Here is a 25,516-nt window from a genome sequence, read left to right as displayed (position 1 = left end):
GACCGAAGCCGCGGCCGCAGCCGTCTCCGGGGAGTCGTCAGGCGTGCGGCCCGCGCGTGCCCTTGGATGGGGCGGTACGCGGACGGACCGACCACCAGCCCCCGGAGACCGGTATGAGGAAGATCAAGGCACAGCTGTTCATCTCGCTCGACGGTGTCGTCGAGGCGCCCGACCAGTGGCACTTCCCCTACTTCAACGAGGAGATGGGGGCGGCCGTCGACGCGACCCTCGGCAGGGCCGACACCCTGCTGCTCGGCCGCAGGACCTACGACAGCTTCGCGGGCGCCTGGCCGGACCGGGAAGCGGCCGGCGGCGAGGACGCCCCGTTCGCCAAGGTGCTCGGTGACGCCCGCAAGATCGTCGTTTCGTCCGGCCCGCTCGACTTCACCTGGCGCAACTGCGAACAGCTCGCCGGCGACCTCACCACGGCGGTCACCGCCCTGAAGAACGAGCCGGACACGGACACACCCGTCTGGATCAGCGGCTCGGTGTCCGTCGTACGCCAGTTGACGGCCGCCGGGCTCCTGGACGAGCTGAACCTGCTGCTGCACCCGATCGCCGTCCGCAGCGGCCTGCGGCTCTTCGAGGAGGGCGAGCCGTCGATCCCGCTGGAACTGGTGTCCGCCGAGACCTTCCGGACCGGCGTGCTGAACCTCTTCTACGCCGTGGCCGCCGCACCCGGCGAGGGCACGTACGAGGACGCCAGGACCCACCTGCCCCAGCACTAGGACGTCGGGATTCGGCTGCTCGGGGTGGGTTCGGGGCCGGTGCGGCGCGGTTGGTCCTGACGGCCGCCCCGCGAGGCCAGGCTCGGGGGAGGAGGTCCCCGTGCGGCTCGGTGGAGGCAGCGCATGCCCGGTGTTCGGTCCGGCCGGGGGAGAGCCGGCCGCGTCTTCCTGGTCGCGGCGTCGGCAGGCTGCCTGGTCGGGCTGGTCGGCGGCGGATTCCGGTGGTGCCTGGAGCACGCCGACGAGTGGCGCGCCTCGGTTCTGGAGGCGGCTGCCGGGCTGGGCGCGGCGGGCCGGCTGATTCCCGTCGTCCTCACCGCGGTGGGCGCCACCGTGGCGTGCCTGATCGCCCAGCGGGTCCCGCACGCCGCGGGCAGCGGGATCCAGCACGTGGAAGCCGTGTGGCGGCAGGAGTCCGAGGCGCGCACCGTCCGGCTGTTGCCGACGAAGTTCGTGGGCGGCGTCATCGCGATCGGTTCGGGCCTGGTCCTGGGCAGGGAAGGACCGATCGTCCACATGGGCGCCGCAATCGGATCCGCGGCGGGCCGGAGCGCACGGCTGGATGCCGAGGACACCCGCATGCTGCACACCGCGCTCGGCGGTGCGGGCCTCGCGGTGGCGTTCACGGCCCCACTGGGCGGGCTGCTGTTCGTCTGCGAGGAACTGACCGGCACGGTCCGGCCGCGGCTGGTGCTCCTGACGCTCCTCGGCACCGTCACGGCGGTGGCCGGCTCCCAGCTGATCGTGGGTGACGGGCTCGTCCTTCCGCTGCCGGCGGTCCCCGCCCCACCGCTGTGGATGCTGCCGGTCTTCCTGCTGGCCGGGATGACGGCCGGGGCGCTGGGCGCCGCGTACAGCGCTCTGGTCGTACGGACACTGGAGGTGTGCGACCGGCTGACCCGGGTGCCCCTTCCCGTCCGTGCGGGGGCCATCGGGGCCGGGGTCGGCGCGCTGATGGGCTTCGATCCGCTCTTCACGGGCGGTGGCGACGAGTTGAGCGAGCGCCTGCTGAGCGGTGAAAGCCTGACGGTGGCGGCGCTGCTGCTCTGCCTCGCCGTCCGCTTCGTGGCCGGGCCGCTGAGCTATGCGGCCGCGACGCCCGGCGGACTGTTCGCTCCGCTGCTGGCGCTGGGCGCCCTGTGGGGGACGCTCACCCACGCGCTCGCCTCCCCGTTGCTGCCGGCGGGATCGGCCGGGCCGGCGGCGTTCGCGGTGGTGGGGATGGCCGCCGTGTTCACGGGCGTCGTACGGGCACCGCTGACGGCCGTCGTCCTGGTCACGGAGATGACCGGCGCCGGCGCGCTCCTGCTGCCCCTGCTGACCGCGTGCTTCGCCGCGACCGTGACCGCCGACCGGCTGGGCAGCGAACCCCTCTACGACACCCTGCGCCGCCGGATGCTGGAACGCGCCTGACGTGTGCCCGACGTGCGCCGGGCGTACCGGACGGCCTGGACGCTCACCTGGCGGCCCCGGGCCCCGCAACGGGGGGACGCGGGCCCGGCCATAGGGTGGCGGAACCCGATCGAGGAGGACCAACGTGGCGAGCATCGTGATCGCGCAGACGACCGTGGACGACGAGGCGAAGGCGTACGACATCGGGCGCGGCGCGGTGGAGGCCCGGCTGGCGGCCGGTGTGCACGTGGACGCGCGGATGACGGTCTTCTACTGGTGGAAGGACACCGTGCAGCACGAGCGGGAGTACCGGCTCTCCTTCAAGACCACCGCGGAGAAGGTCGCCGAGCTCGAGGCGTGGATCCACGAGCGGCACCCGTACGAGGTGCCGCAGTGGATCGTGCTCCCGGTCACCGCCTCCACCCAGGAGTACCTGGCGTGGGCGGCGAAGGAGACCAGGACCGAGTAGCGGACCGGAGCCGGCACAAAAAGCCCGGGCTCCGGCGGCCCGCCCGCGTTATGGTGACCCGCATGAACGTCACCGGCCCCAGCACCACCGCGACCGCGCGAGCGACCAGCTCGCCGGTTGCCGCCGCCTGACCTTCTTTCCCCTCTCCCCGGCGACCGGACAACGGTCCGTCGGCAGTGCCGCGGCGCATCCCGCCCCGGTCGGAGACCGGACGGTCCCGTTCTCCGGTGCCTCTCCCGCTTTCATGCGAAGGAGTCACCCCATGCGTACCGAGCAGCTGGTCAGCACGTTCGTCGAGTACTTCGAGGAGCGCGGGCACCACCGCATCGTCGGCTCGACCCTGCTGCCCCCGCCCGAAGACCCCGTGCTCTTCACCACCTCCGGCATGCACCCGCTCACGCCGTACCTGGAGGGCCGCCCCCACCCGCTGGGCAGGCGACTGGTCAACGTCCAGCGCTGCCTGCGCACGACGGACCTGGAGGAGGTCGGCGACGCCACCCACCTGACGGTCTTCGAGATGCTCGGCACCTGGTCACTGGGCGACTACGACGGCCCGGCCAGCCTCGACTGGGGATACGGCCTCCTCACCGAGGGCCTGGGCATCGATCCGGGCCGGCTGTACGCCACCGTCCACGCCGGCGACGACCGGACCGGACCGGACACCGCCTCCCTCGAGGTGTGGCAGGACCGCGGCGTCCCCGTCGAACTCACCCGGGAGGACAACTGGTGGTCCAACGGCCCCGTAGGACCGTGCGGCCCCGACTCGGAGATCTTCCTGTGGAGCGGCGACGGCCCGCCCCGGTCCACGCCCACCCGCGACGACCGCTGGGTCGAGGTGTGGAACCACGTGACGATGAGCCACCGCCGGCTCGACGACGGCTCGCTGGTCCCCCTGCCGCAGCGCAACGTGGACACCGGCCTCGGCCTGGAGCGGCTCGCCACCCTGCTCCAGGGCAAGTCGTCCGTGTTCGAGTGCGACGTCTTCGACCCCTGGCGCAGTCTCGTACCGTCCCGATGGCCCCTGGACGAGCGGTCGCTGCGCGTCGTCTGCGACCACCTGCGCTCGGCCGTCGTGGTACTCGGCGACGGGGTGCGCCCGGCCAACACCGGCCGGGGCTACGTGCTGCGACGCCTGGTACGACGCGTGCTCACCCTGCTGTGGCGGGACGACCCGTCGCGGAGCCTGGAGGACCTGCCGGACGTGCTGGTCCGGCACACGCTGGACCGCTTCCGGCAGGACATCCGGCCGGGCGACGTACGGCCGGTCCTGATCGAGGAGGAGCACCGGTTCCGCCGGCTGCTGGAGCGCGGCCGCCAGGTGCTCGCCCGCCCCCGGTTCCGGGGCCCGCTGACCGAGGAGGACTTCCACTACCTCCACGACACCCACGGCCTGCCGCGCGAGCTGGTCACGGGCCTGCTGCACGAGTGAAGACGACGCGGGGCGACGCCGAGCTCGGACCGCCGGGCCGGTCGGGCCTGTGGGGCCGGTCGGTCCGGGTCCCACCTGCGGGCATCGCGCAGGTGGGCGCCCCTGCCCGGACCGGGCTCCGGCTAGCCGGCGCTGATGGCCGCCACGTGCGTGGAGCCGTCCCGCCGGGCGGTGATGCGGACCTGTCCGGCGGGGAAGGGGTCCCTCCCGTTCGGGCCGGGTATCTGCGCGAACGGACTCCAGGAGCCGTCCGGCCTCCTGACGTTGTGCCAGATCCGCCCGTCGAGCCCGACCGCCACGATCTGGGCGGAGCCGTCGGGCGTCCCCGCGATGCCGATGGCGCTGGCGCCCATGGTGGGCGTGGTGACGCCCCGCGGCGGCCGGAATCCGGTCCAGGAACCGTCCGCCCGCCGCAGCTGGTGGTAGACGATCCCGTCGAGCCCGATCGCGAGGACCTGGGAGGATCCGTCGGGCATCCCGGTGATCGCCAGGGCCGGTCCGCAGAACGTGGGGGCCCCGCCGTAGCCCGCCAGGCGTCCCCACGCGGTCCACACACCGTCCCGCCCGCGAACGCAGTGGTACATGGCACCGTCCGTGCCGTAACTGAGCAGCTGCGCCGACCCGTCGGGCATGGCGGTGATCGACACCTTCGTCGCACCCCAGAGGCTCTTCGCCGTGAAGCCGGCCAGGGCCCGGAACCCGGGCAGCCCACCGTCGGCGCGCCGCTGCTGGTGGAAGGTGGTGCCGTCCATGGCCGTCACCACGATCTGGCAGGTGCCGTCGGGGAAGGCCGCGATGTCCGCCTCCCGGACGGTGAACCCGGCCGCTCCGTCCGGCCCCGCGACGCGCTGCCAGGGCTGGAGCGTGGCCGAGCCCCGTACGGCGGTCAGCCACAGCCCGTTGTCCGGCGCGATGCCGAGGACCACGACCGAGCCGTCCGCCATCGCGGCCGCGGCGCACTGGATCCCCTTGAACGAGCCGCTGCCGGAGGCCGCCGGAAGCGGACGCATGCTGCTCCACGACCCGTCGGAACGCCGCTCGGTGTGGAAGAGCACCCGCTGCTCCACGTCGTACGGGGGCAGTTGCGCGGAGTAGAACCACACCGGGTTGGTGATGGCCACCAGTTGGTCCAGCGTGGTGGAGGCGGGCTTGGGCCGGCGCACCTCGGCCCGGGCGAACAGCGAGGCCTTGCCCCAGCCGCGCCAGCGCAGCTGCCCCCGGCCACTTCCGTCGATACAGGTGGCGGCCATGATGCCCCACTCGGTGTACAGGGTGGCGATGCTGTCCGGGGCGCCCGTCACGTTGAGGGTCACGTCGACGGCGTCGAAGAACGACAGGGGCAGTTCCTCACCGGGGCCGGCCACCGATCCGCCGGTGCGGGCGGTGAAGTCCAGCGTCACGGCGGAGGATTCGACGGCGTACGAACGGCCCATGCGCAGTGCGTCCAGTACGGCGGGGGTCGACAGACTGCTGGCGTGCACCACGTTGTGGGGCCGGCCCACGGCGTCCGAGGGGCTGTGCGCATCGCTGTTGCCGACGGCGGCGACCCGCTTGCCGAGGCAGAGCATGACGTGCCAGGCGGCGATGTTGGCCGCGTCGTCCAGGGTCCAGGGTCCGTTCCACACCTCCAGCGCGTCGACGCGGTCGAGGCCGAACTCCCAGAAGGACCCCGCCGCCGGAGTGAGCGGGTGAGCGGCGATCGTGAGTCCGCCCAGGCTGTGCACGCGCCGGGCATGACTCTCGAACACCCCCGGGTTCGCGGGCCCGTAGCGCCAGTCCACCCACTCGCCCTGCGGCAGGCCGACCGCCAGCCAGTGACCGTGGCGAGTGGTGACCTCCTCGGCGTTGATGACCAGCAGGTCGGTCGGGATGTTGCCGCGCCAGGTCACGCCGGTGGAGCTGGTGTTGTGGTCGGAGGTGGCGATGAAGTGCAGCCCCTCCTGGCGGGCGGCCGCCACGATCTCCTCCACGGTGCGCTGCCCGTCGGAATGGACGCTGTGCAGGTGCAGGTCGCCCCGGTACCAGCCGGGGCCCCGCCCGGCCACCGAGGCCGGCAGGATGTCGTACGGGGTTCCGGGCAGCGTCTCCCCGTGGTGCAGGGTGACGTCGACCTGCCAGGCCATGCCGCCGGGGCTGCCGACCATCGGCCCCAGGATGACCGACCAGCCGCCGGGCTCCACGGGCCCGGGCACGTAGCCGGGGGTGGCGTCGGCGGGGGAGAGGGTGAAGCCGGTCCGTGCGCCGCCCGACCAGCCGCGGAAGCCGGACGGGCCGAAGATCCCCAGGTCCAGGATGCCGGCGGCGGCGTCGTGGGTGGTGGCGACGGAGATCCGCCGGACTCCCGCCGGTACGTCGAAGGCGACGTATGCCCACTGGTCGTTGCCCTGGGGGGAGTGGCCCCGGTAGGTGGTGGTCACCGTGTCGGTGCCCTGGCCCCTCGTCGCGGAGTGCGCGATCGGTGCGGGAACGAGCGCGGCCGCTCCGCCCGCGGCCAGCAGGGCCCCTAATCGGAGGAGGGACCGGCGCTCGACGTGCGGGCCGGCGTCGGGCGCATCGCTCGGGAGGTGTTCACTCGGCACAGCCGTGCTCTCCGTTCACGTGGGGCGCAGGGAAGGCGTGCAGGTGCGGGTGCGTACATGCGGGGGTGCGGGCCGGTGCGGGTGCGTGCATGCGGGGCGAATGCCGATGCGCGCGGAACGGGTGCGAACGGCTCCGCAGGAGGGTGGGGGAGTCGGAGCGAGCGGCGGTCCCGCCGCCGAAGGACGGGAGCGCCGCTCGCCTGGGCCGTCTCTTTCGGATCGTGCCGGCCGAGCCCGCGTTGTCCGGTGCCGGGCAGCGCGGGCCTGGGGGCACCTCCCCGCGGTACCTGGGGGAGCAAGATCTGAAAGAGACGGCCTAGCGGCGTGAGCGCTGGGCCTCGACGATCTGTCGCACGGAGCCGTCGACGTCCGACCGGGCCTGGACTCGCTCGGCGAACCCGGGGAACTGCCCGGCGATGGCGCTCAGCAGCCGCAGCTCCAGGGGCGCGACGTTGACCTCGCACAGGTCGCGCCGGACGGCTCGTACGACGCCGTCGGCGACCTGGCCGGGGGTGACGGTCCTGATGCCGTTCGGCGTGGTGGCACCGGTGGCCGCGAACATGCCGGCGTCGCGGACGAATCCGGGCTGGACCAGGGACACTCCCACGCCGGTGCCCCTGAGTTCCTGGCGCAGGGCGAGCGCGAATCCGCGCAGCCCGAACTTCGTCGCGTTGTACAGGGAGGTCGACTTGGTAGCGGCCTTGCCGGAAATGGAACCGACCAGCACGATGTGGCCGCGGCCGCGGCCCACCATGTGCTCCGCGAGCAGCCGGGAGAGCATGAGGGGCGCGCGGAGGTTGACGTCGAGGGCGCGGTCGAGCTGGTCCTCGGTGTAGTCCAGCAGGTCGCCGCTGGCGGGCAGGGCGGCGTTCGCGACGAGGATGTCCGCCTCCGCGCAGCTTTCGGCGAGGTGTACGACATCGGAACGTACGGCCAGATCGGCGACCACGGTGCGGGCGCCGCAGGCGTCGGCGGTGGCCTTGAGGGCTTCCTCGCGCCGCCCGGTGACCGTCAGGCGGGCCCCTTGGGCGGTCAGGCGCGCTGCCAGGGCGGCGCCGATGCCCCCGGTGGCGCCGGTCAGTAGAACGTTCGATCCGGATATGTCCACGACCACTCCCGTGCGGCTGACGAAGTCCCTCTACTGTTCGTTCGAACGAACAGTATGGATGAGTCCGCTGCTTGTCCACAGCGCGGCAGCCCCCGACCCCGCGGCCCCTCCGGGAAGGCCCAGCCGCCCGATGGGGCAGAATTGCGCCATGCCCCCTGCTTCCGACACCCGCCAGAGCATCATCGACGCCGTGCTGCGGATCATCGGTCAGGACGGCATCGCCGCCGTCACCAATCGGCGGATCGCCAAGGAGGCCGGGGTCTCACTCGGTTCCGTCACCTACCACTTCGCGACGCAGCACGAGCTGCTGCGCGAGAGCCTGCTGCACTTCGTGGCCGAGGAGACCCGCCACTTCACGGCGCTCGCCGACGCATGCTCCGACGAGCAGTTCGACATCGGCCAGGCGGCCGAGGTGGTGGCACAGGTCGCGGGCGGCAACGCCTTCGACAGCCGCCACATCGCGCCGTTCGAGCTGTACGTCCAGGCCGGCCGCGACGAACGGCTGCGCGCCGCCGCGGCCGAGTGCTTCGCCGCCTACGACCTGCTGGCCACCCGGATCCTGACCCAACTCGGCGTCCCGGACCCCGAGCGCCTGGCCGGCGTGGCCGTCGCCCTGGTCTTCGGGCAGCAGCTGCGCCGCCTGGCGACCGGCGCCCCGGCCGAGGACCTCGTCGACACCCTGCTGATCCTCACGAAGTTCACCCCGACGCAGAGTCCGTAGACCTGCCGGTCGCGCCGGTGAGCGTCATGCAGGGTGCCTGCCGCGGCCGCGGCGACCTCAGTACGCGTAACCCAGGTGCGCGAGGGCCTGCTTCAGCAACACCGCGTGGCCGCCCGGCATCTCGCCCTGCACGGCCGCCGAGAGCGCTTCCTGCGGGCTGAACCAGACCAGGTCCAGGGCGTCCTGCCGAGGACGGCAGTCACCCGCGACCGGCACGATGTAGGCGAGCGACACCGCGTGCTGGCGAGGGTCGTGATAGGGGGTGATGCCCACCGTGGGGAAGTACTCGGCGACCGTGAAGGGCTGGAGGGCGGCGGGGATGCGGGGGAGGGCCACCGGGCCCAGATCCTTTTCCAAGTGGCGGAGCAGCGCGTCACGGATCCGCTCGTGGTGCATGACACGGCCGGACACCAGCGCCCGGTTGATCGTCCCGTCCGCTCCGATCCGCAGGAGCAGCCCGATGCTTGTGACTTCGCCGGTGTCGTCCACGCGTACGGGGACTGCCTCGACGTACAGGATCGGCATCCGGGCCCGGGCCGTGTTCAGCTCGTCGCTGCTCAGCCAGCCGGGCGTGGTTTCGGTCGTGTCAGACATTCCTTGATCCTACGTTCCCTCGTGGGCCCCGGCCCAGATCACACGTCCACGAGCTTTGGCGCGGAACCCCGTTGCCAGGGAGGGCGGGGGCACGGGAAGGGTGCGACGGTCGGTCCCGGGCGCGTGCCGGGCGCGTGCCGGGCTGACGTACCGTTCGGGCATGAGCATGCCCCCGCCCCCGCAGTCCCCCGGCCCGTACGGGCCCCCGCAGCCCCCGAACCCGTACGGTGCGCAGCCGTACGCCGCGCAGCCCGCGTACCAGCAGCCGTACCCCGGTCAAGGAGCCTGGGGGCAGCCGCCGATGGGCACGCCGCAGCGCAAGAGCCGGACGGGCATGGTGATCGGGATCGTCGCGGGGTCGCTGGTGGCGCTCGGCGCATTCGCCGCGTTCGCGGCCTCGTTGGGCGGATCCGGCTTCCCCGAGGCCAGGTACCGGCTGACCGTTCCCGAGACGCTGGTGGGCGGCGAGTACAAGCTGGTCCAGGACCTTTCGGCCACAGAGGGCAAGGAAGCCCTGAGCGGCAGCTACGACTCGAAGATCCGCGATCCGAAGCCGGCGGTCGGCCAGTACACCTCCGCATCGTCGAACGGGGCGAGTGCCCTGGTCATCTCGGGAATGTACGGCCGGTTCAAGGACCCCGCGGGCGCCCGCAGGAAGATGCTCGACGGTGCCACGGACCCCCAGGGCGCGTCCCTGGCGGTCCCTGCACGGGACATCACGCCCCCCGGATCCGACGTCACCGTGTCCTGCCAGGTGGTGACCGTGCGGCAGGGCGGGGCCGAGAGTTCCCTGCCGATGTGCGCCTGGGCCGACGAGAACACGGGCGCCTCGGTCGGCTTCGTCACCCCGGAGTCCTCGCAGCAGAAGCCCGGATCCATCGACCTCGCCGCGTTCGCGGGGACGACCCTCAAAGTGCGCGCCGAATCCAGGCAGCCGATCGGCTGACGGCGACGGAACGCGATACCCGGCTCTCGCGCCCACGGACCGACCACGACGCTCGGCGGGCTCCCGGCCTGCCGCCGGTTTTGGCCTCACCGGTACGGCGGGATGTCAGCCGGGCGGGCGGCCATTACGTGCGGGCACGGGGACGGGCGGACAGACTGAGCGCATGTCCGTGAAGGCGCGACGGCCCGTGTCGGCACCTCCCAGATGGTCGTTCCTGGACAAGGCGGCGTACGTCGCGGCGCCCGGGGCCGTCGTACTCGGGCTGCTCTACTACTTCGGCAACCAGTACAACGAGGCCTACTACCGTGCGTTCGGCGTCCCGGTCAGCGACCTGCCCATCTCCGTCGAGGCCGTCCTCGCGCGCAGCCCGAAGGCCCTCTTCTTCCCGGTCTGGATGCTGCTCGTCTGCGGGCTCGTCGTCCTGCTGGTGCTCGGCTGGCTCGGGCACGCCCTGGCCCGCCCGGAGAACGAGGGGCGGCGCCGCACGGTGTACCGCGCGCTGCTGGCGGTGGGACTGCTCCTGGGGGTGGTCGGGGGCTACCCCGTGTTCTTCCGGGAAGACCTGCTCGCCTTCCTCCCCGCGGGCTGGCCCCGCGGGCTGCTGCCCAGCCTCATGGTGGCCCTCGGATCCAGCCTGGCCTTCTTCGCCGTCCAGGTGCGCCTCGGGCAACACGATGCCGGGCGGCGGAACCCTCGGGTGCGCGACGCCGACCGGCTGTGGCTCGTGGCCGGGGCGTTGCTCCTGGGGATGCTGACATTGAGCCTGTTCTACGGCGTGTCCCGGTACGCGGCGATGGCGGGCGAGACGCAAGCGGTGGCTGACGCGAACGGTGGTATGAAGCAAAGCCCGGCCGTGGAGGTCCTTTCGCGCCTGCCGCTGGTCCACCACGCCAAGGATGTGGCGTTCAGGGACCTGGGTGCCCGGGCCGGGCCCTACCGATACCGGTACAGAGGCTTTCGCCTCCTGGTGAAGACCCCGACCCGCTTCTACCTCGTCCCCTACTACGGGGGGTACAAGAACACCGTGACGGTCGTGCTCCCGGACGACGACGGCACGGTCCGGGTGGAGATGAAGGGGTCTGTCAGGTGAGCTCGGGCTCGGGCGTGGGAGTCAGGGTCCCGTCGGGGGTCTCCGGGGTCTCGGTCCCGTCGGGGGTTTCCGGGGTCTCGTCGGGCTCCGGCGACGGGGGTTCGGAGGTCGTCTCCGGTGCGGCCTCGACGGCCTCACCGGTCAGGGTCACCGAGAACACGGGCCCCTCGGCGGTCGGAGCGGTGACCGTGCCCGTCCACGTGCCGGCTTCCTGGGCGGTGTGGCTGACCTGGACGCTGCACGTCTCCTGGGGCTGAAGTGTGACGCCGGTGCAGCCGTCCCCGACGATCGAAAGCTCCCCGCTGTCGGTCGTGGCCCTCAGCGGCTGGACGGTAAGGGGCACCTGCTGGTCGTTGGCGAACTCCATGGTGCCTCTGGCGGGCTCATCCAGTTGTGCCCTCGGCACGGACAGCGTCGTGCCACCGCCGGAGCCTCCGTCGGTGCCGGGGAAGACCTTGCCCAGATCCTCGTCCGCCGGCGCGGTGGGGGACGTACTGGTCTCCGTGCCGGTGGTTGCGGTGTCACGGATCTCGACGGGCTCGGAGTCGGATCCCCCGCACGCCGTGGAGGTCATGATGAGGGCTGTCAGCAGCGTCGCCGCGGCGAAGCCGCGTCTGATGTCCGGCATCACGGTGTCCGTCCCTCCGCTCAGACTCGGGTCGGCGCCCAACGTCGCACAGTGGCTCGCCGTAAGCACGGAACCGGCACGGTGACACTGCGTAATCTCCCCGGGCGGCGGTACCGCTCGGGCGCGGACTTCCCCTCCCCGCGCGGCTGTCGTCGCCGCGGTCCCCTCCGCCGGCCGGCCCCGCTCGCCGTGCCGGTTCGTGACCGCCGTCCTACGCTCGGGGCATGCGACGCCGCCCGATGCACATGTCTGCCGAGGCCCAGGACGCTCTGCGCACCGCGCTGGAGGAACTCCGCGCGGAGCTGAAGGTTCCCCTGAGCTTCCCCAAGCGCGTACTCAATGCGGCCGACAAGGCCAAGCGTGAGGCGCGCTTGCCCGACAAGGACGCCACCCACCTGCCGTTCTTCACGATCGATCCGCCGGCCTCCAAGGACCTCGACCAGGCCATGCACCTGGAACGGCGGCCGGGTGGCGGCTACCGCGTGTACTACGCCATCGCGGATGTGGCCACCTTCGTCAGGGCGGGCAGCCCTCTGGACATCGAGGCGCACGACAGGATCGAGACGCTGTACTTCCCCGACCTCAAGGTGCCCCTGCACCCGCCCGTCCTCTCCGAGGACGCGGCCAGCCTGCTGCCGAACAAGAAACGCCCAGCCCTGTTGTGGCAGCACGACCTCGACGCCCACGGCAATCTGACCGACTCGTCCGTGAGCCGGGCCATGATCTGCAGTCGGGCCCAGTTCGACTACGCCTACGCCCAGCAGGCCATCGAGAACGGCACGGCGTCGGACTCCCTCGCCCTGCTGCGCGAGATCGGCGAGCTGCGGGAGGCGGTCGAAATCGCGCGCGGCGGCATCTCGGTGAACCTGCCGGACCAGGAGGTCATCCTCAAGGACGGATCGTTCCGGCTGCGCTACGTGGCGACGCTGCCGGTCGAGGGCTGGAACGAGCAGATCTCCCTCATGACCGGCATGTCCGCGGCCCAGATCATGCTCGACACGGGTACCGGCATCCTGCGGACCCAGAAGGAGCAGGCCGATCAGAACGTGAGCAAACGCCTGCACGACATCGCGAAGGCCCTGGGCATCGTCTGGCGGCCCGGCATCTCGTACGCCACGCTGGTCCGCAAGCTCGATCCCCGGAACCAGCAGCACATGGCCTTCCTCACCGAGGCCACGAGCACGATGCTCAAGGCGGAGTACACCGTCTTCCGCGACAACCAGAAGCCGGCGTACACGATGCACGCGGCGATGGCGGCCCCGTACGCCCACTGCACGGCTCCGCTGCGGCGCCTGGTCGACCGGTACACCAATGAGCTGTGCGTGATGGCGTGCGCGGACAAGCCCCCGCCGAACTGGGTGCTCGACGCCCTGTCCTGCATCCCGTGCGACACGGCACGGGGGAAGAGCGGCCCGGCGGACCGGCAGACCGTGGACCTGGCCGAGGCCGCGGTGCTCAAGGACCGCGTGGGCGAGGTGTTCGACGCCGCGGTCATCGACACCGACGCGGAGCGGGGCAGACCGCGCGAGGGCAAGGTGTTCCTGGCCGACCCGGCGGTGCTGGCCAAGGTCGTCTCGACCAACGGCCTGGATCTCCAGCTCGGATCCAGCGTCAGGGCCACGCTCAAGCAGGCGGACCCCGCCGCGGACGAGGACAAGGTCCTCTTCACCGTGCCCTAAGGGGTGGACGTGCCCGGCCGCACGGAGCGGTGATCTTGGCAGGGCATCCCTCGTCCGGGTGAGAGCTCAGTGGATCGCTCGTTCACTCAGGAACCCGGAGGGCTCCGCCATGAAGTACACCGTCTCGCTCGAGATCGCCCTGCCGCGCGAGAAAGTGGTCCAGCTGCTCGCCGACCCGGCGCAGATGCCGAAGTGGCTGCGGGGCCTGGTGCTGCATGAGCCGCTGAGCGGCGCGCACGGGCAGGTCGGCACCACGTCGCGGGTCGTGATGCAGATGGGGCAGCGGAAGATGGAGTGCACCGAGACAATCACGCGCCGGGAACCGACAGACCTGCACGGGATCCCGAAAGGGAGCGTCGTTCACTTCGACCGCGAGATCGTCGGCGAGGGCATGTGGAGCGCCGTGCGCGACCGGCTGACCGAGGCCGGTCCGGAGACGACGCTCTGGGCGAGCGAGAACGAGTACCGGTTCAGCGGCTTGATGATGCGGCTGGTGGGGTTCCTGATGCCCGGCGCCTTCCGCAAGCAGTCGCTGCAGCACATGCGGGACTTCAAGGCGTTCGCCGAGGAGGGAAAGGACGTCCGCGAAGCGAAGCCCTGACCTGTCTGCGGAACATCGACGACGGGGCTTTCTCCGCACGAACCCGCGTCCGCGCCCGCGCACGCGTCGGCAGACGCGGCCCAAGCTCACCAGCGACCAGGCCGCGGTCGACGGCAACGGCGTTAAACCGTCACGCAGTTATGCCCAAAAGGTGACTTTCTGGAGTCCGAACCGGTCGGATAGCAATAGCGGGGCGCCTGGAACGGCCCGCCGATGGTCGGCGGCGATTCCCAGCGCGCCTAGGAGGAACGTCTCTGTGATCCGCACCCGGTACGCCGCCGCTCTGGCCACCATGGCCGTCACCGCCCTGGCGATCTCCGCGAGTCCCGCATCGGCGGCACCCGGTGACACGCTCACCATGTGCTCCAGCACGCTCACCCCGGACGGCTGGGTGGACACCCAGTGGTGGAACAGCGGCGGGTGCGGCTCCGGCTTCACGCCCAACACCAAGCAGATCAAGGACCTCAGAGGCTACCCGGTCGGTACCCAGGTCAACGCCTGCGCGTCCACCTGGCCGCCCGCCGGCTGGACCATCACCAACACCTACTACTCGAGCGGCTGTCGCTACTCCGCGGTCCCCAGCTTCAACCCCAACACCTGGACGCTGAAGCGCACTTCCTGACCCCGTGGGGCGTCGTGGCCCGAGCGACCCCCGGGTCCGGCCGCGGCGCCCCGTGCCCTGGCCGTGGGCGGGCCGACGGCGGTGAGCGGGTGGCGCCTCCGGCGTGTCCGCCGCCGCGGGGCGGGGCGTCCCGGTCCCGCTGCCTACCGTGGCCTCATGAGCACACGTCCAGCACCGCTGTCGGCCGGGTACGGGATCCGGCCCGCCCGGCCCGCCGAGTCCGCGGCGGTGGCCGCGCTCCTGGCCCGCGCCTTCGCCGACGATCCGGTCATGGCCTGGATGATTCCCGGCGCCGACGGGGAGCGGGAGCGCCGGATCGCCCGCTACTTCCGGCTGGCCCGGCGGCAGCAGCGGCCGCGCGCCGGCGCCGTACGCGTCGCAGCGACGGCCGAGGGACGGCTGCTGGGGGCCGCGCTGTGGTCGGGACCCGGGCGCTGGAGCACCTCCGCCGTACGGGAACTGGCGGCGCTCCCCCGGTACGCGGGCATCTTCGGCCTCCGAGGGATGCCACGGGCCGGGGAGGTCCAGGAGGTCATGCACGAGGCCCATCCGGCAGAGCCGCACTGGTACCTGCCGGCCGTGGGGACGGACCGCGGGCTCCAGGGGATGGGCGTCGGTTCGGCGCTGCTGCGCCAGCAGCTCGCCGACTGCGACCGGTTGGGGCAGCCCGCCTACCTGGAGTCCAGCAACATCACCAACGTGCCCTTCTACGAAAAGCTGGGCTTCCGCGTCACCGGTGAGCTCCTGCTGCCGAACGGCGGGCCGACCCTCTGGCCGATGTGGCGCGGCCCCGATCCCGCAGCCGGGCGCGCGCCTCGCTAGGAGGGTGTCTTCCGCCCTGATGTCATCAACTACCGTTGGTGGGCAGGTGTGTTGAAGAAACGATCACGCTTGCGTTCCGTATAAGTGTTCTGGAAGCCTCCGCTTGACTCTCCTGTCACATGAGCAACGGAGGCAACCCCCGCATGCCCTCAAGTCGAATACGCCGCGCATGGCTCGCGACCGCCGCCACGGCAGCGCTCGCGTTCACCGGCCTCGTGGCGCCGGCCCAGGCCGAGGACCTTCCTCCGGACCTGCCCGGCTCCTGGGTCCAGGAGCCCCGCGCGACCGGGGGCACACCCTCGTCGTTCGGCAGCCGCGCCGCGGTCACTCCCGGCGGCGCGGCCTCACCCGGCGACTTCACGCTGTCGCCCGGCGACCTGAACGCCGAGACCACCAGGCGGGTCGCCCGGCTGGACGCGGTGCTCCCCACGTCGGGCGGCGTGCAGAGGCTGCTGGCCGGGGCGAACCGCACCGTCCAGCCGTGGTGCTCCCGCGACCCCTTCGGCACCGCCTCCGACCCCGACGTCAAGTACTGCCTGCAGGACGACGACTCCGTCTCGCAGGAGTGGGTCCCGCAGGGCTTCACCGGCGTCTCCGACGCCAAGGAGAACGAGCTCTGGGGCGAGGCCGGGGACATCCAGCTGTTCGCCTCCTACGACGGCTGGGACCCGGGCCGCGAGAACGGCCCGCTCCCGACGGCCGGCGACTGCACCCCGGCCGAGCTGGAGGCCAACGACGCCTGCAATCAGAAGGGCGTCCGGATCACCTTCGTGCAGAGCCGGGCCAACCCGGCCACCGGCAGTCCCGAGGTCAAGTACCGGCACGTCCTGCTGGGCTGGACCTATGTGAACTCCGCCGACCACGTCTCCTTCGACGGACTGCACTCCGCCGAGTACCCGATCCAGAAGGGCGTCCACGCCGGCGGGATCGTCTGGTACGGCAACTACCTCTACGTCGCGGACACCCGCAACGGTATGCGCGTCTTCGACATGCGCTCCATCATGGACCTCGACCCGGACGGCGACCCCCGCACGCACGACGCGATGGGGACCGACACCGACGGGGTCAGGACCACCGCCAACGTCGAGGACAGGACGAAGGTCGGCCGGCACGACAACGTCTGGTACAGCTTCGGCTACCGCTACGTCATGCCGCAGGTGGCCGCCTGGAAGTTCAAAGCGACGCAGAGCAACCCCAAGGGCTCCTACGCCTGCGTCTCGACCGGCGCCCCCAAGGCCTCCCACATCTCGCTGGACCGCAGCACCAGGCCGGACCGGCTGATCATGGGCGAGTACTGCCGCCCGGAGAGCGGCTACCCGTCCACCGGCCGCATCGCCTCGTACCCGGTCGCGGCCCTGGAGGGACGCTCCGCCGACGTCGCCGCGGAGGGCTGGGCCAACTACCTGCCGCTGGCAGGCGGCGGTGCCCAGGGCGCGGCCGTGCACGAGGGCACGCTGTACCTGAATGAGTCCAAGGGCACCGACGAGCCGGGCAACCTGTGGCGCTACACCTGGAGCGACGGCCGGCTGGTCCAGAAGGGCCAGCCCGTCAAGACCGCCCGTGGCGCCGAGGACCTCTACATCGAGCGGGGCACCGGCCGTTTGTGGTCCCTCTCCGAACACCGTCCGGGAGCGGCGTCCGACTGCACGGCAACCCGGGACACCGCCGATCCGGTGGGGACGGACTACTGCCAGCGCGTGCTCTACGGGCACAAGCTGAGCTGGCTCGACAGCCGCCCCTAAAGGTTGTTTCACAAGGTGATCGGGTCTCGAGTAGGCGGCTCGCGCCAGCTCGAAGGCGGCTGGTTTGTCCGCTTTCCCGGCCACCGAACGGGGTGGCTGAATCGCGTCAAAGCGGACCTGATTCGCGGCCGACGGGGCTTGTGAAACAACCTTTAGGGTCAGGGCCGCAGGCCGGCCCGCCTGAGTGCGACCGCGGAGAGGGCGCCGATGACCTGCTCGTCCCCCCGGCGCCACGCGTCGGCGAGACCGCCAGGAGGGGTCGGGAGCGCGGCGAGGTCGCGCACCGGGCCGGTGAGGGCGCGCAGGGCGAGCAGGTCCGCGCCCCCCGGCGCGTCGCAGAGGCGCCGCAGGGTGGTGCTGCGGCGGATCCAGCGCAGCCGTGCGGGCAGCCACAGCAGCAGAACGACGGTCACCGGGAGGACGATCAGAGCCAGCGCGGTCAGGTTGGCCACCTGGCTGACGGCGTCCTGGAGCGACTGGCCGGCGTCGGCGAACCCGGTACTGGCGTCGGCCGCGGAGTGGAGCGGCTTCTTCAGGAGATCGCCGACGAACGGCACGTTCGAGGCCGCGTCACCGGCGTTCTCGAGCTCGTTGGCGAGGCTGTCGCCCGAGCTCTCGACCCTCCGGCCCGGTTCGGCCAGCAGCATGATCGCGTCGTGGACGGCGAGGGCGAACCACACCGCGGCGGCCACCAGGAACACGGCGATCAGATCCGCGAGCACCTGGCGGTTCCGACGTGCTGGCGTCTGGGCGTAGAGGCGCATCGGCGGGCTCCCGTTCGGGTCAGGACGTCGAGGAGGACCGGCCCCCGCCGGGTGAGGCCCGGCGGGGGCCGGCCGTTCGACCGTACCGCCGGACCCGGCTCGTCCACCGGCCTTCCGGACGAACGTTCCCGGCACGACGCCTGGTCGGCGCACCGGGGCCGGCGGACCGGTCATCGACCGACCGACCGACCGACCGACCGGACCGGCCGGACCGGCCCATCGGCTAGGCGAGGTCGAACCGGTCGAGGTTCATCACCTTGTCCCAGGCGGTGACGAAGTCGCGCACGAACTTCTCTCCCGCGTCCTTCGAGGCGTAGACCTCCGACAGCGCCCGGAGCTGGGCGTGGGAACCGAAGACGAGGTCGACCGCGGTGGCCGTCCACTTGACCTTGCCCGTGGCGTGATCGCGGCCCTCGAACACGTTCTCCGCCGAGTCCGACGCCTTCCACTCCGTGCCCATGTCGAGCAGGTTCACGAAGAAGTCGTTCGTCAGCACCCCCGGGCGCTGTGTGAAGACGCCGTGCTGGGCCTGCCCGTGACCGGTGTTCATGGCCCGCATGCCGCCGACGAGAACCGTCATCTCCGGTGCGGTCAGGGTCAGCAGGCAGGCTCGGTCCAGCAGCAGGGACTCCGGTGACAGCTTCTCTCCGGCCTGGAGGTAGTTGCGGAACCCGTCCGCCTTGGGCTCGAGTACGGCGAACGCCTCCACGTCGGTCTGCTCCTGCGAGGCGTCCGTACGCCCCGGTGCGAACGGGACCTTGATGTCGTGACCGGCGCTCTTCGCGGCCTGCTCGACGGCAGCACACCCGCCCAGCACGATCAGGTCGGCGAGGGAGACCTTCGTCCCGCCGGACTGCGCCCGGTTGAAGTCCTGCTGGATCTGCTCGAGCGACTGCAACACCGCAGCCACCTCGGGCAGGTCGTTGACCGCCCAGTCCTTCTGCGGCGCGAGCCGGATCCGGGCCCCGTTGGCCCCGCCCCGCTTGTCGGTGCCCCGGAAGCTCGACGCCGATGCCCAGGCGGTGGTGACCAGCTGGGGGACGGACAGCCCGGCGGCGAGGATCGTCGCCTTGAGGGAGGCGACGTCCTCGTCCGAGACCAGCGTGTGGTCGACCTCGGGGACGGGGTCCTGCCACAGCTGCGGTTCGGGGACCCACGGGCCGAGGTAACGGGAGACCGGGCCCATGTCGCGGTGCAACAGCTTGTACCAGGCCTTGGCGAACGCCTCGGCGAGCTCGTCCGGGTTCTCGTGGAAGCGCTTCGCGATCGGCCCGTAGACCGGATCCATGCGCAGCGCGAGGTCCGTCGTCAGCATCATCGGCGCGTGCTTCTTCGACGGATCATGGGCGTCCGGCACCGTGCCCTGGGCAGCGGGGTCGACGGGAGTCCACTGCTGCGCACCGGCCGGACTGGTCGTCAGCTCCCATTCGTAGCCGAATAGGTTGTCCAGGTAGCCGTTGTCCCACTTCGTGGGCGCGGAGGTCCAGGCGCCCTCGAGCCCACTGGTGACCGCGTCGACGCCCTTGCCGCTGCCGTAGGTGTTCTTCCAGCCGATGGCCTGCTGCTCGACGGGACAGGCCTCGGGCTCGGGACCGATGTATTCGGCACCGACCGCACCGTGGCACTTGCCGAACGTGTGGCCGCCGATGATGAGCGCGGCCGTTTCCTCGTCGTTCATGGCCATGCGGGCGAACGTCTCGCGAATGTCCCGGGCGGCGGCGATCGGGTTCGGATCCCCGTTGGGACCTTCCGGATTGACGTAGATCAGCCCCATCTGAACGGCGCCGAAAGGCCCGGTGAGTTCCCTGTCGCCGCTGTAGCGCTCATCTCCGAGCCAGGTGTCCTCCGGACCCCAGAAAATCTCCTCGGGTTCCCAGATGTCCTCGCGCCCGAAAGCGAATCCGAAAGTCTTGAACCCCATCGATTCCATGGCGCAGTTGCCGGCGAACACCAGGAGGTCGGCCCATGAGATCTTCCGGCCGTATTTCTGCTTGACCGGCCAGAGCAGACGGCGCGCCTTGTCGAGGCTCGCATTGTCCGGCCAGCTGTTGAGGGGAGCGAATCGCTGCGCGCCGGCTCCGCCGCCACCGCGGCCGTCGGCGATCCGGTACGTGCCCGCGGCGTGCCAGCTCATCCGGATGAAGAGCGGCCCGTAGTGGCCGTAGTCCGCGGGCCACCAGTCCTGCGAGGCCGTCATCACCTCGAAGACGTCCTGCTTCAGGGCGTCGAGGTCCAGGGTCGCGAGCTCTTCCGCGTAGCTGAAGCCCTCGTCCATCGGGTCGGCCAGAGGCGATCGCTGGTGCAGAACCTGAAGGTCCAGCTGATTGGGCCACCAGTCCCGATTCGACCGGGGGCGAGTCGGCGCAGGGGTCGGGGCAGGAATTACTGGGTTCTCGCTGTCGCTGCCGGACACGTCCGTCCTTCTTCCTGTGTCGATTCTTCCATCTGCCGGATGCAAGTGCGTTCGTCTTCTCGGTGCGTCCGTATGGTCGCGCACCGGAGGGCTCGCGGCCACGAGAACACGCAGGGCGCTTCCGCCCAAGAAGCGGGGTCGTGGGCCGACGGCCGATATTTCGGTGACATCTTCAGATGATCGTGAGCGGCCTGCCGGTGAAGGAATGCCCGATGCTGTTCCGGGCGGGCCCGGACCGATCTCGCTAAGGTTTCCGGGTCCCCGCGAATTCGAAAGGTGAGCCGATATGAGCGAGCTGCTGGTGCGGCTGCGAGGGCGCGGCTGGCGGATGACGTCCCAGCGGCGTGTCGTCGTGGAGGTCCTCGCCGGCGATCACGTGCACCTCACCGCCGACGAGGTGCACGCCCGCGCGGCCGAGCGCCTGCCCGAGATCGCCCGGGCGACCGTCTACAACACCCTGGCTGAGCTGGTATCGATCGGTGAGGTTGCGGAGGTCTGCGTACAGGGCCGCGCGAAGCGCTTCGACCCCAACACCCGTCACCCGCACCAGCACCTGGTGTGTTCCGGCTGCGGCATCATCCGCGACGTCCGCACCACCGCCGCGCCGGCCGACCTGCCGATGGAGGAGCGGTTCGGCTACACCGTGTCCGAGGTCGAGGTCACCTACCGGGGCCTGTGCCCCTCCTGCGCGCCGTCCCTGCGGGAAGCAGCTCGGGCGCAGGTGCCCACAGCCCATCCGTCCCGGAGGCCGTGAGCTCCCGCGGGGGAGGCGCCGGCCGTCCCGCGTCCTCGCGCATGCCCCCCGGGTGGGCCGGCCCGCCCCGGGCCGACGGCGTGCCGAGACGCCGCCGGTGGGGCCCGCTTTGGGATCGAATTTGAGCCAAACCCGACCAGAGGGATCGTTTCTTTTTGCATAATCCTGTTCTGATCGTGGCCGAAGGCAACCGTGTGGGGTTGCAGATCGGTCGCAGGGGGAAGGGTTGATGCGCCAAATGGCGAGAACTGTTCGATGACATCCGTCCCCGTGGCAGCAGCGGATGGCCGCACCCCGGCACCGAGCCGGTCGGCCCGCCCACCCCCGAATGTGCAGCGCGTCCACGTCCTTGCCTGTCGCAGCGCGTCTCCGACAGGCCGTTCACGCCCCTGACCTGGGGTTGCCTCCGAAGGGCAGCCCGCTCGCGCTCGTGGTCCGCACACCGATGTGCGCCGAAAGGGAGGTAGGGATCCCATGACAGTGACAGTGCAGGACATCGAACTTCCCAAGCTGCGGATGCCGTACCCGGTGCGGCTGAATCCTTACCTGCCGGTCCTGCGCGAGGAGACCGAGACGTGGGCGCGCGAGATGGGCATGCTGGCCGGCGACGCCGCGCCGTCCGCCGCGCCGATATGGACCCGGTCCCAGTTCCGGGCCATGGCCGTCGACCAGCTGACCGCATGGACGCTCCCCGACGCCTCGCTCGTCGGGCTCCGGCTCAATCACCGGTTCAACCTCTGGGCCCTGGCCTGGGACGACTACTTCGCCTCCGCCTTCAAACAGACGGGCGACCTCGCGGGCGCGCAGGCCTTCACCGCACGTCTCCACGTCTTCCTGTCCCCTGAGCCGGGCACCCGGCTGCCGGAACCGGCCAATGCCGTCGAGAAGGGAATGGCCGACCTCCAGCAACGCCTGTTCCCGCCGGCGCTCGCGCACTGGCGCCAGGGGCTCAACCGGGCGCTGGCACGCTACATCGACGCCGGAGTCCAGGAACTGGTCAACAGCCGCTCCGGCCGCGTCCCCGACCTCATCGAGTACGCCCAGTTCCGCCGGGAGAGCTTCGCCGCGTACACCGCCCCCTACTCCGTCGAACTCGCCACCGGCGCCCGGATCCCCGAGCAGATCCGGCACAGCCGGACCGTCGGCGCTCTCCTCGACGCCTTCATGGACTACATGGGCCTGGCGAACGACATCGCCTCCTACCACCGGGAGGTCCACGACGAGTACGACGTCAACAACCTCGTTGTCGTCCTCGAGACGTCCCTGGGCCTGAGCGTCCAGGAGGCGATGGACGCCGCCGCGGACCTGGTCACGGCCCGGCTGCGCCACTTCGAGCACCTCATAGAGAGCGAACTGCCCCCGCTCGTCAGGAGATCCGGACTGGACCACGGCGAACAGATCGAGCTGGAGGCGTGGATCAACGGAGCCTGGAGCTTCCTGTCCGGCCTCCACGCCTGGTACACCGGGGCACCCCGCTACGCGCCCGCGAGCGGTTCCGTCCCCGAGCAACGGACGGCGGGCGCCACGGTGCCCGCCCGCGAGCCCTGCCCCTCGGCCACGTAGGTCCGGCACCGCGCACCGGGTGGGGGACACGACGAGGGGCCGGCGGACGATAGCGTCCGCCGGCCCCTCGTCGTGGGCCCGACGCAGATGCGCCGTACCGGGCCTATCGCATCCGCAGGAACCGCTTCAGCCGCGCCCGCCACGAGATCCGCGGTACGGAGTCCGGCATGCGCGGTGCCATCGGCATCCCGGTGGTCGGTGCGGGCGGCGCCGGCAGGGGCGTCGCCCGCAGCTCACGGGCTTCACGAGGACGGGCGGCGAACTTCACGGGCAGCGCCGTCAGATGGCGGGCCCACGTCGAGGAACGCCAGGTGAGATCGGACTCGGGGACGGCCAGGCTGATGTCGGGCAGCCGGGTGAGCAGGATGTCGATGCCCGTGTCGGCGATGACACGCCCGATGTCCTGGCCGGGGCACTCGTGGGCGCCCGCACTGAAGGACAGGTGCGCGCGGTTGTGGTGCACGCGGGTCGTGGGGTCCTGGCGGACCGCCTGGTCGACGTTGCCGGCGGCCAGGCCGAGCAGCAGCATGTCGCCCGCCTTGATCTCCTGCCCGCCGAGCGTGGTGTCTCCGGTGGCCCAGCGGCCCGGACACACCATCAGCGGCGGTTCGTCCCACAGCACCTGCTCCACCGCCTCGGGCAGGGTCATCTGGCCACCGGCGAGCGATCCGCGGAACCGCGGATCGGTGACCGACATCCGCAGCACGTTGGCCATGAGGTTGGCGGTCGTCTCATAGCCTGCGAGCAGGATGAGGCGCAGGTGGTGCTGCACCTCCTCGTCACTGAGACCGGCCGGGTGGGCCATCAGTACGGATGCGATGTCCTGCCCGGGCAGGACCCGCTTGGCAGCGACGAGCTGCTTGAGGGTCTCCAGCACGTAGGCATTGCTGGCGAGGGACGTCTCGGTGGCCTTGAAGAGGTCCCGGGCGGCATGGACGAGCTTGGGAGCGTCCTCGTCCCGCATGCCGAGCAGGTTGGTGAGTACGAGCATCGGCAGGGGCTCGGCGAACTCACCGACCAGCTCCGTCCGGCCCTTCTCGCTGAACTCGTCGATCAACTGGTGTGCGAAACGGGTGATGTGACGGCGGACGCCGCGCTGGTCGAACTGATTCAGTCCGGCCGTGACGGCGCCGCGCAGGCGCTGGTGCTCCTCGCCGTCCGCGCACACGCAGTCGGGACGCCAGCCGATCATCGGCACGAGCGGCGAGGTCTCCGGGTCGATCTCGCCGCTCCTCCAGCCGTGCCAGGTGCGGGGGTCGCGGGAGAACTGGGTGGAGCGGGTGGCCACGTCACGGTTCTCGAGGTATCCGAGGACGAGCCACGCACGTACGTCCCCTTCGAGCAGGACGGGCGCCACCGGACCGTGCTCGGCCCTCAGCTTCTCGTACAGGCCCATGGGGTCGGTCTCGGCAGCGGTGCCGTGGAGCCGGGTCACTCCTGCGGCGCCCGTGGCGGCGTGGGCCGGGCATCCCGGGGGAGGGGCGAGCCGCGGATCGGTCGCGGCGCGGTCGGTGGGCGGGACGGTCATGCGGACTCCTGGGCGGCGGCGAGGGTGCACAGGTAACCCATCAGCGAGAGCAGGGCGTCGCGGCAGGACGACCGGTCGCGCGCGTCGCAGGCGACGATGGGTACGGATTCGTTGAGGTCCAGAGCGGAGCGCAGGGCTGCCATCGGGTGCTGCGGGGCCTCGGGGAAGGAGTTGACGGCCACGACGAAGGGGACGCGGCGGTCTTCCAGTCGGGTGATGATCTCGAAGCAGACTTCGATCCTGCGGGTGTCGACGAGGACCACGGCGCCGAGCGCGCCTTCGAAGATGCCGTTCCACAGGAACCAGAAGCGCTCCTGGCCCGGCGTCCCGAAGAGATAGAGGATCAGTTCCTCGTTGATGCTGATGCGGCCGAAGTCCATGGCGACGGTGGTGGTGTTCTTGCCCTCGGCACCGGGATTGTTGTCGATCCCGACGCCGGCCTGCGTCATGGTCTCTTCGGTGGTCAGGGGAGCGATCTCGCTCACCGCCCCGACCATCGTGGTCTTGCCGACCCCGAAGCCGCCGACGATCACCACCTTGACCCCCCTGGCGCCGTGCGGCAGCAGCACGTCGGTGCCGCTGGGGCCGGCGGCGGGTTGGTCAGAGATTGCGTAGTCCATGGATCACCGCCTCCAGAAGGCCGAGTTCGGGGACCGCGGAGACGGGAACGGGGGCGATCGCCTCGACCCGCCCGTCCTCGACGAGCTGGGAGAGCAGGGCCGTGAGCACGCTGAACGGCAGGCTGAGATACGCGGATATCTCGGCCACCGACAACGGGTACTGGCACATGGCCAGGATCGACGCCTGCTCGGGCTGCATCGCGGGTTCGGGTGCGGACCTCGATGTGATGAGGGTGACCAGGTCGAAGGCCTTCGCCGAGGAACCGGGACCACCGGAGATGACGTAAAGGGGTACGGGACTGCCTTCGTCCCATGCGCCGTGGTGCTCTGATGTCACATCGCCTGCCCGACGTCATCCCGAGGCGGGCTTGTCATGTGCTGGCCGATCCTGAACACGAGCGTACGCATCCGATCGCCCAGCAGCCCCGCATCCACCTCCTCATCGGCCAGTACCGCGAGGTAGGCCCCGGGTCCGGCCGCCATCAGGGAGAAGTACCCGCCGTCGACCTCGATCCCGACCATGCGCGTCGAGCCGTTTCCGTGCGGGAACTTCTGCGCGATGGCCTTCGCCAGGCTCTGCATTCCCGAGCAGGCGGCGGCGATCGCGTCAGCGGTGTCGGTCTCCGTGTTCGCTTGACCGATGCACAGACCGTCCGACGAAAGCACGACCACGTGTCGTACGTAAGGGACGCTGGACGCGAGCTCCTTGAGCATCCAGTCCATG

24 protein-coding genes are annotated in these 25,516 nt (G+C 71.1%); 14 read left to right on the top strand and 10 right to left on the bottom strand.

The features are described from left to right. Window positions 1–113: 113 nt before the first annotated feature. From OG444_RS03230 to OG444_RS03215, 4 genes are all read left to right on the top strand, one after another. Window positions 114–728: a dihydrofolate reductase family protein gene (locus OG444_RS03230; RefSeq protein WP_327260634.1), complete on the top strand. Its 615-nt coding sequence runs from the start codon at window positions 114–116 to the stop codon at window positions 726–728. Between the two features lie 123 nt (window positions 729–851). After that, window positions 852–2,141, top strand: coding sequence for a ClC family H(+)/Cl(-) exchange transporter (locus tag OG444_RS03225; protein WP_327260633.1), 1,290 nt, complete (start codon window positions 852–854; stop codon window positions 2,139–2,141). Window positions 2,142–2,265: 124 nt separating this feature from the next. Further along, the gene (gene cutA, locus OG444_RS03220) at window positions 2,266–2,589 is read left to right on the top strand and encodes a divalent-cation tolerance protein CutA (RefSeq protein ID WP_327260632.1); all 324 of its coding nucleotides are present in this window, start codon (window positions 2,266–2,268) and stop codon (window positions 2,587–2,589) included. Window positions 2,590–2,851: 262 nt separating this feature from the next. Further along, on the top strand, window positions 2,852–4,018 hold the full coding sequence (locus OG444_RS03215) for an alanine--tRNA ligase-related protein (protein WP_327260631.1): 1,167 nt from the start codon (window positions 2,852–2,854) through the stop codon (window positions 4,016–4,018). A 122-nt stretch (window positions 4,019–4,140) separates the two neighbouring features. Here the strand turns inward: OG444_RS03215 and OG444_RS03210 are convergent, their stop codons facing one another. Together OG444_RS03210 and OG444_RS03205 are read right to left on the bottom strand one after the other, a co-directional pair. Then, complete coding sequence (locus OG444_RS03210; RefSeq protein WP_327260630.1) at window positions 4,141–6,597, bottom strand: CehA/McbA family metallohydrolase; 2,457 nt, start codon at window positions 6,595–6,597, stop codon at window positions 4,141–4,143. Between the two features lie 316 nt (window positions 6,598–6,913). Beyond that, window positions 6,914–7,705 (bottom strand): SDR family NAD(P)-dependent oxidoreductase, encoded by a 792-nt coding sequence (locus OG444_RS03205; protein WP_327260629.1) that lies wholly within the window; start codon window positions 7,703–7,705, stop codon window positions 6,914–6,916. Between the two features lie 148 nt (window positions 7,706–7,853). Here OG444_RS03205 and OG444_RS03200 point away from each other — a divergent pair, with 148 nt between their 5' ends. Next, the gene (locus OG444_RS03200; RefSeq protein WP_327260628.1) at window positions 7,854–8,426 is read left to right on the top strand and encodes a TetR/AcrR family transcriptional regulator; all 573 of its coding nucleotides are present in this window, start codon (window positions 7,854–7,856) and stop codon (window positions 8,424–8,426) included. Window positions 8,427–8,483: 57 nt separating this feature from the next. Here OG444_RS03200 and OG444_RS03195 read toward each other — a convergent pair whose 3' ends face one another. Further along, window positions 8,484–9,020: an NUDIX hydrolase family protein gene (locus tag OG444_RS03195; RefSeq protein ID WP_327260627.1), complete on the bottom strand. Its 537-nt coding sequence runs from the start codon at window positions 9,018–9,020 to the stop codon at window positions 8,484–8,486. 160 nt (window positions 9,021–9,180) lie between these two features. Between OG444_RS03195 and OG444_RS03190 the strand changes: the two genes are divergently transcribed. Further along, complete coding sequence (locus OG444_RS03190) at window positions 9,181–9,966, top strand: hypothetical protein (protein ID WP_327260626.1); 786 nt, start codon at window positions 9,181–9,183, stop codon at window positions 9,964–9,966. 163 nt (window positions 9,967–10,129) lie between these two features. Then, window positions 10,130–11,056 (top strand): hypothetical protein, encoded by a 927-nt coding sequence (locus tag OG444_RS03185; RefSeq protein ID WP_327260625.1) that lies wholly within the window; start codon window positions 10,130–10,132, stop codon window positions 11,054–11,056. On the opposite strand, the gene OG444_RS03180 is transcribed toward OG444_RS03185, so the two are convergent. After that, entirely contained in the window at window positions 11,049–11,684 is a 636-nt protein-coding gene (locus OG444_RS03180) for a hypothetical protein (RefSeq protein ID WP_327260624.1), read from the bottom strand. The genes OG444_RS03185 and OG444_RS03180 overlap by 8 nt on opposite strands. A gap of 224 nt (window positions 11,685–11,908) precedes the next feature. On the opposite strand from OG444_RS03180, the gene OG444_RS03175 reads away from it, so the two are divergent. The 5 genes from OG444_RS03175 (at window position 11,909) to OG444_RS03155 (ending at window position 17,150) form a co-directional block, all read left to right on the top strand. After that, window positions 11,909–13,363, top strand: coding sequence for an RNB domain-containing ribonuclease (locus OG444_RS03175; RefSeq protein WP_327260623.1), 1,455 nt, complete (start codon window positions 11,909–11,911; stop codon window positions 13,361–13,363). A gap of 109 nt (window positions 13,364–13,472) precedes the next feature. Beyond that, window positions 13,473–13,964, top strand: a complete 492-nt coding sequence (locus OG444_RS03170; RefSeq protein WP_327260622.1) for an SRPBCC family protein — start codon at window positions 13,473–13,475, stop codon at window positions 13,962–13,964. A gap of 256 nt (window positions 13,965–14,220) precedes the next feature. Then, window positions 14,221–14,586: a hypothetical protein gene (locus tag OG444_RS03165; protein ID WP_327260621.1), complete on the top strand. Its 366-nt coding sequence runs from the start codon at window positions 14,221–14,223 to the stop codon at window positions 14,584–14,586. 156 nt (window positions 14,587–14,742) lie between these two features. After that, on the top strand, window positions 14,743–15,408 hold the full coding sequence (locus OG444_RS03160) for a GNAT family N-acetyltransferase (RefSeq protein ID WP_327260620.1): 666 nt from the start codon (window positions 14,743–14,745) through the stop codon (window positions 15,406–15,408). Between the two features lie 143 nt (window positions 15,409–15,551). Beyond that, window positions 15,552–17,150 carry a hypothetical protein gene (locus OG444_RS03155; protein WP_327260619.1) on the top strand — a complete coding sequence of 533 codons (1,599 nt, stop codon included), beginning with the start codon at window positions 15,552–15,554 and terminating at the stop codon, window positions 17,148–17,150. A 158-nt stretch (window positions 17,151–17,308) separates the two neighbouring features. Here the strand turns inward: OG444_RS03155 and OG444_RS03150 are convergent, their stop codons facing one another. Then, entirely contained in the window at window positions 17,309–17,914 is a 606-nt protein-coding gene (locus OG444_RS03150) for a hypothetical protein (RefSeq protein WP_327260618.1), read from the bottom strand. Window positions 17,915–18,137: 223 nt separating this feature from the next. Then, window positions 18,138–20,327 carry a catalase/peroxidase HPI gene (katG, locus tag OG444_RS03145; protein ID WP_327260617.1) on the bottom strand — a complete coding sequence of 730 codons (2,190 nt, stop codon included), beginning with the start codon at window positions 20,325–20,327 and terminating at the stop codon, window positions 18,138–18,140. A gap of 286 nt (window positions 20,328–20,613) precedes the next feature. Between katG and OG444_RS03140 the strand changes: the two genes are divergently transcribed. Further along, window positions 20,614–21,081 carry a Fur family transcriptional regulator gene (locus tag OG444_RS03140; RefSeq protein ID WP_327260616.1) on the top strand — a complete coding sequence of 156 codons (468 nt, stop codon included), beginning with the start codon at window positions 20,614–20,616 and terminating at the stop codon, window positions 21,079–21,081. Between the two features lie 474 nt (window positions 21,082–21,555). Continuing rightward, the gene (locus OG444_RS03135) at window positions 21,556–22,644 is read left to right on the top strand and encodes a terpene synthase family protein (RefSeq protein ID WP_327260615.1); all 1,089 of its coding nucleotides are present in this window, start codon (window positions 21,556–21,558) and stop codon (window positions 22,642–22,644) included. Between the two features lie 103 nt (window positions 22,645–22,747). Here OG444_RS03135 and OG444_RS03130 read toward each other — a convergent pair whose 3' ends face one another. The 4 genes from OG444_RS03130 to OG444_RS03115 are packed head-to-tail and all read right to left on the bottom strand — an operon-like array spanning window position 22,748 to window position 25,515. Continuing rightward, the gene (locus tag OG444_RS03130) at window positions 22,748–24,172 is read right to left on the bottom strand and encodes a cytochrome P450 (RefSeq protein ID WP_327260614.1); all 1,425 of its coding nucleotides are present in this window, start codon (window positions 24,170–24,172) and stop codon (window positions 22,748–22,750) included. Further along, window positions 24,169–24,792, bottom strand: coding sequence for a GTP-binding protein (locus OG444_RS03125; protein WP_327260613.1), 624 nt, complete (start codon window positions 24,790–24,792; stop codon window positions 24,169–24,171). The genes OG444_RS03130 and OG444_RS03125 overlap by 4 nt, the downstream gene beginning before the upstream one ends. Next, window positions 24,773–25,129 (bottom strand): DUF742 domain-containing protein, encoded by a 357-nt coding sequence (locus OG444_RS03120; RefSeq protein ID WP_327260612.1) that lies wholly within the window; start codon window positions 25,127–25,129, stop codon window positions 24,773–24,775. Before OG444_RS03120 ends, OG444_RS03125 begins: the two co-directional genes overlap by 20 nt. Beyond that, window positions 25,126–25,515 (bottom strand): roadblock/LC7 domain-containing protein, encoded by a 390-nt coding sequence (locus OG444_RS03115; protein WP_327266643.1) that lies wholly within the window; start codon window positions 25,513–25,515, stop codon window positions 25,126–25,128. Before OG444_RS03115 ends, OG444_RS03120 begins: the two co-directional genes overlap by 4 nt. Between the last annotated feature and the right edge of the window lies 1 nt (window position 25,516).

This window comes from Streptomyces sp. NBC_01232, assembly GCF_035989885.1.
Taxonomy (GTDB): domain Bacteria; phylum Actinomycetota; class Actinomycetes; order Streptomycetales; family Streptomycetaceae; genus Streptomyces.
This window is presented reverse-complemented; position numbering and strand designations above follow the sequence as displayed.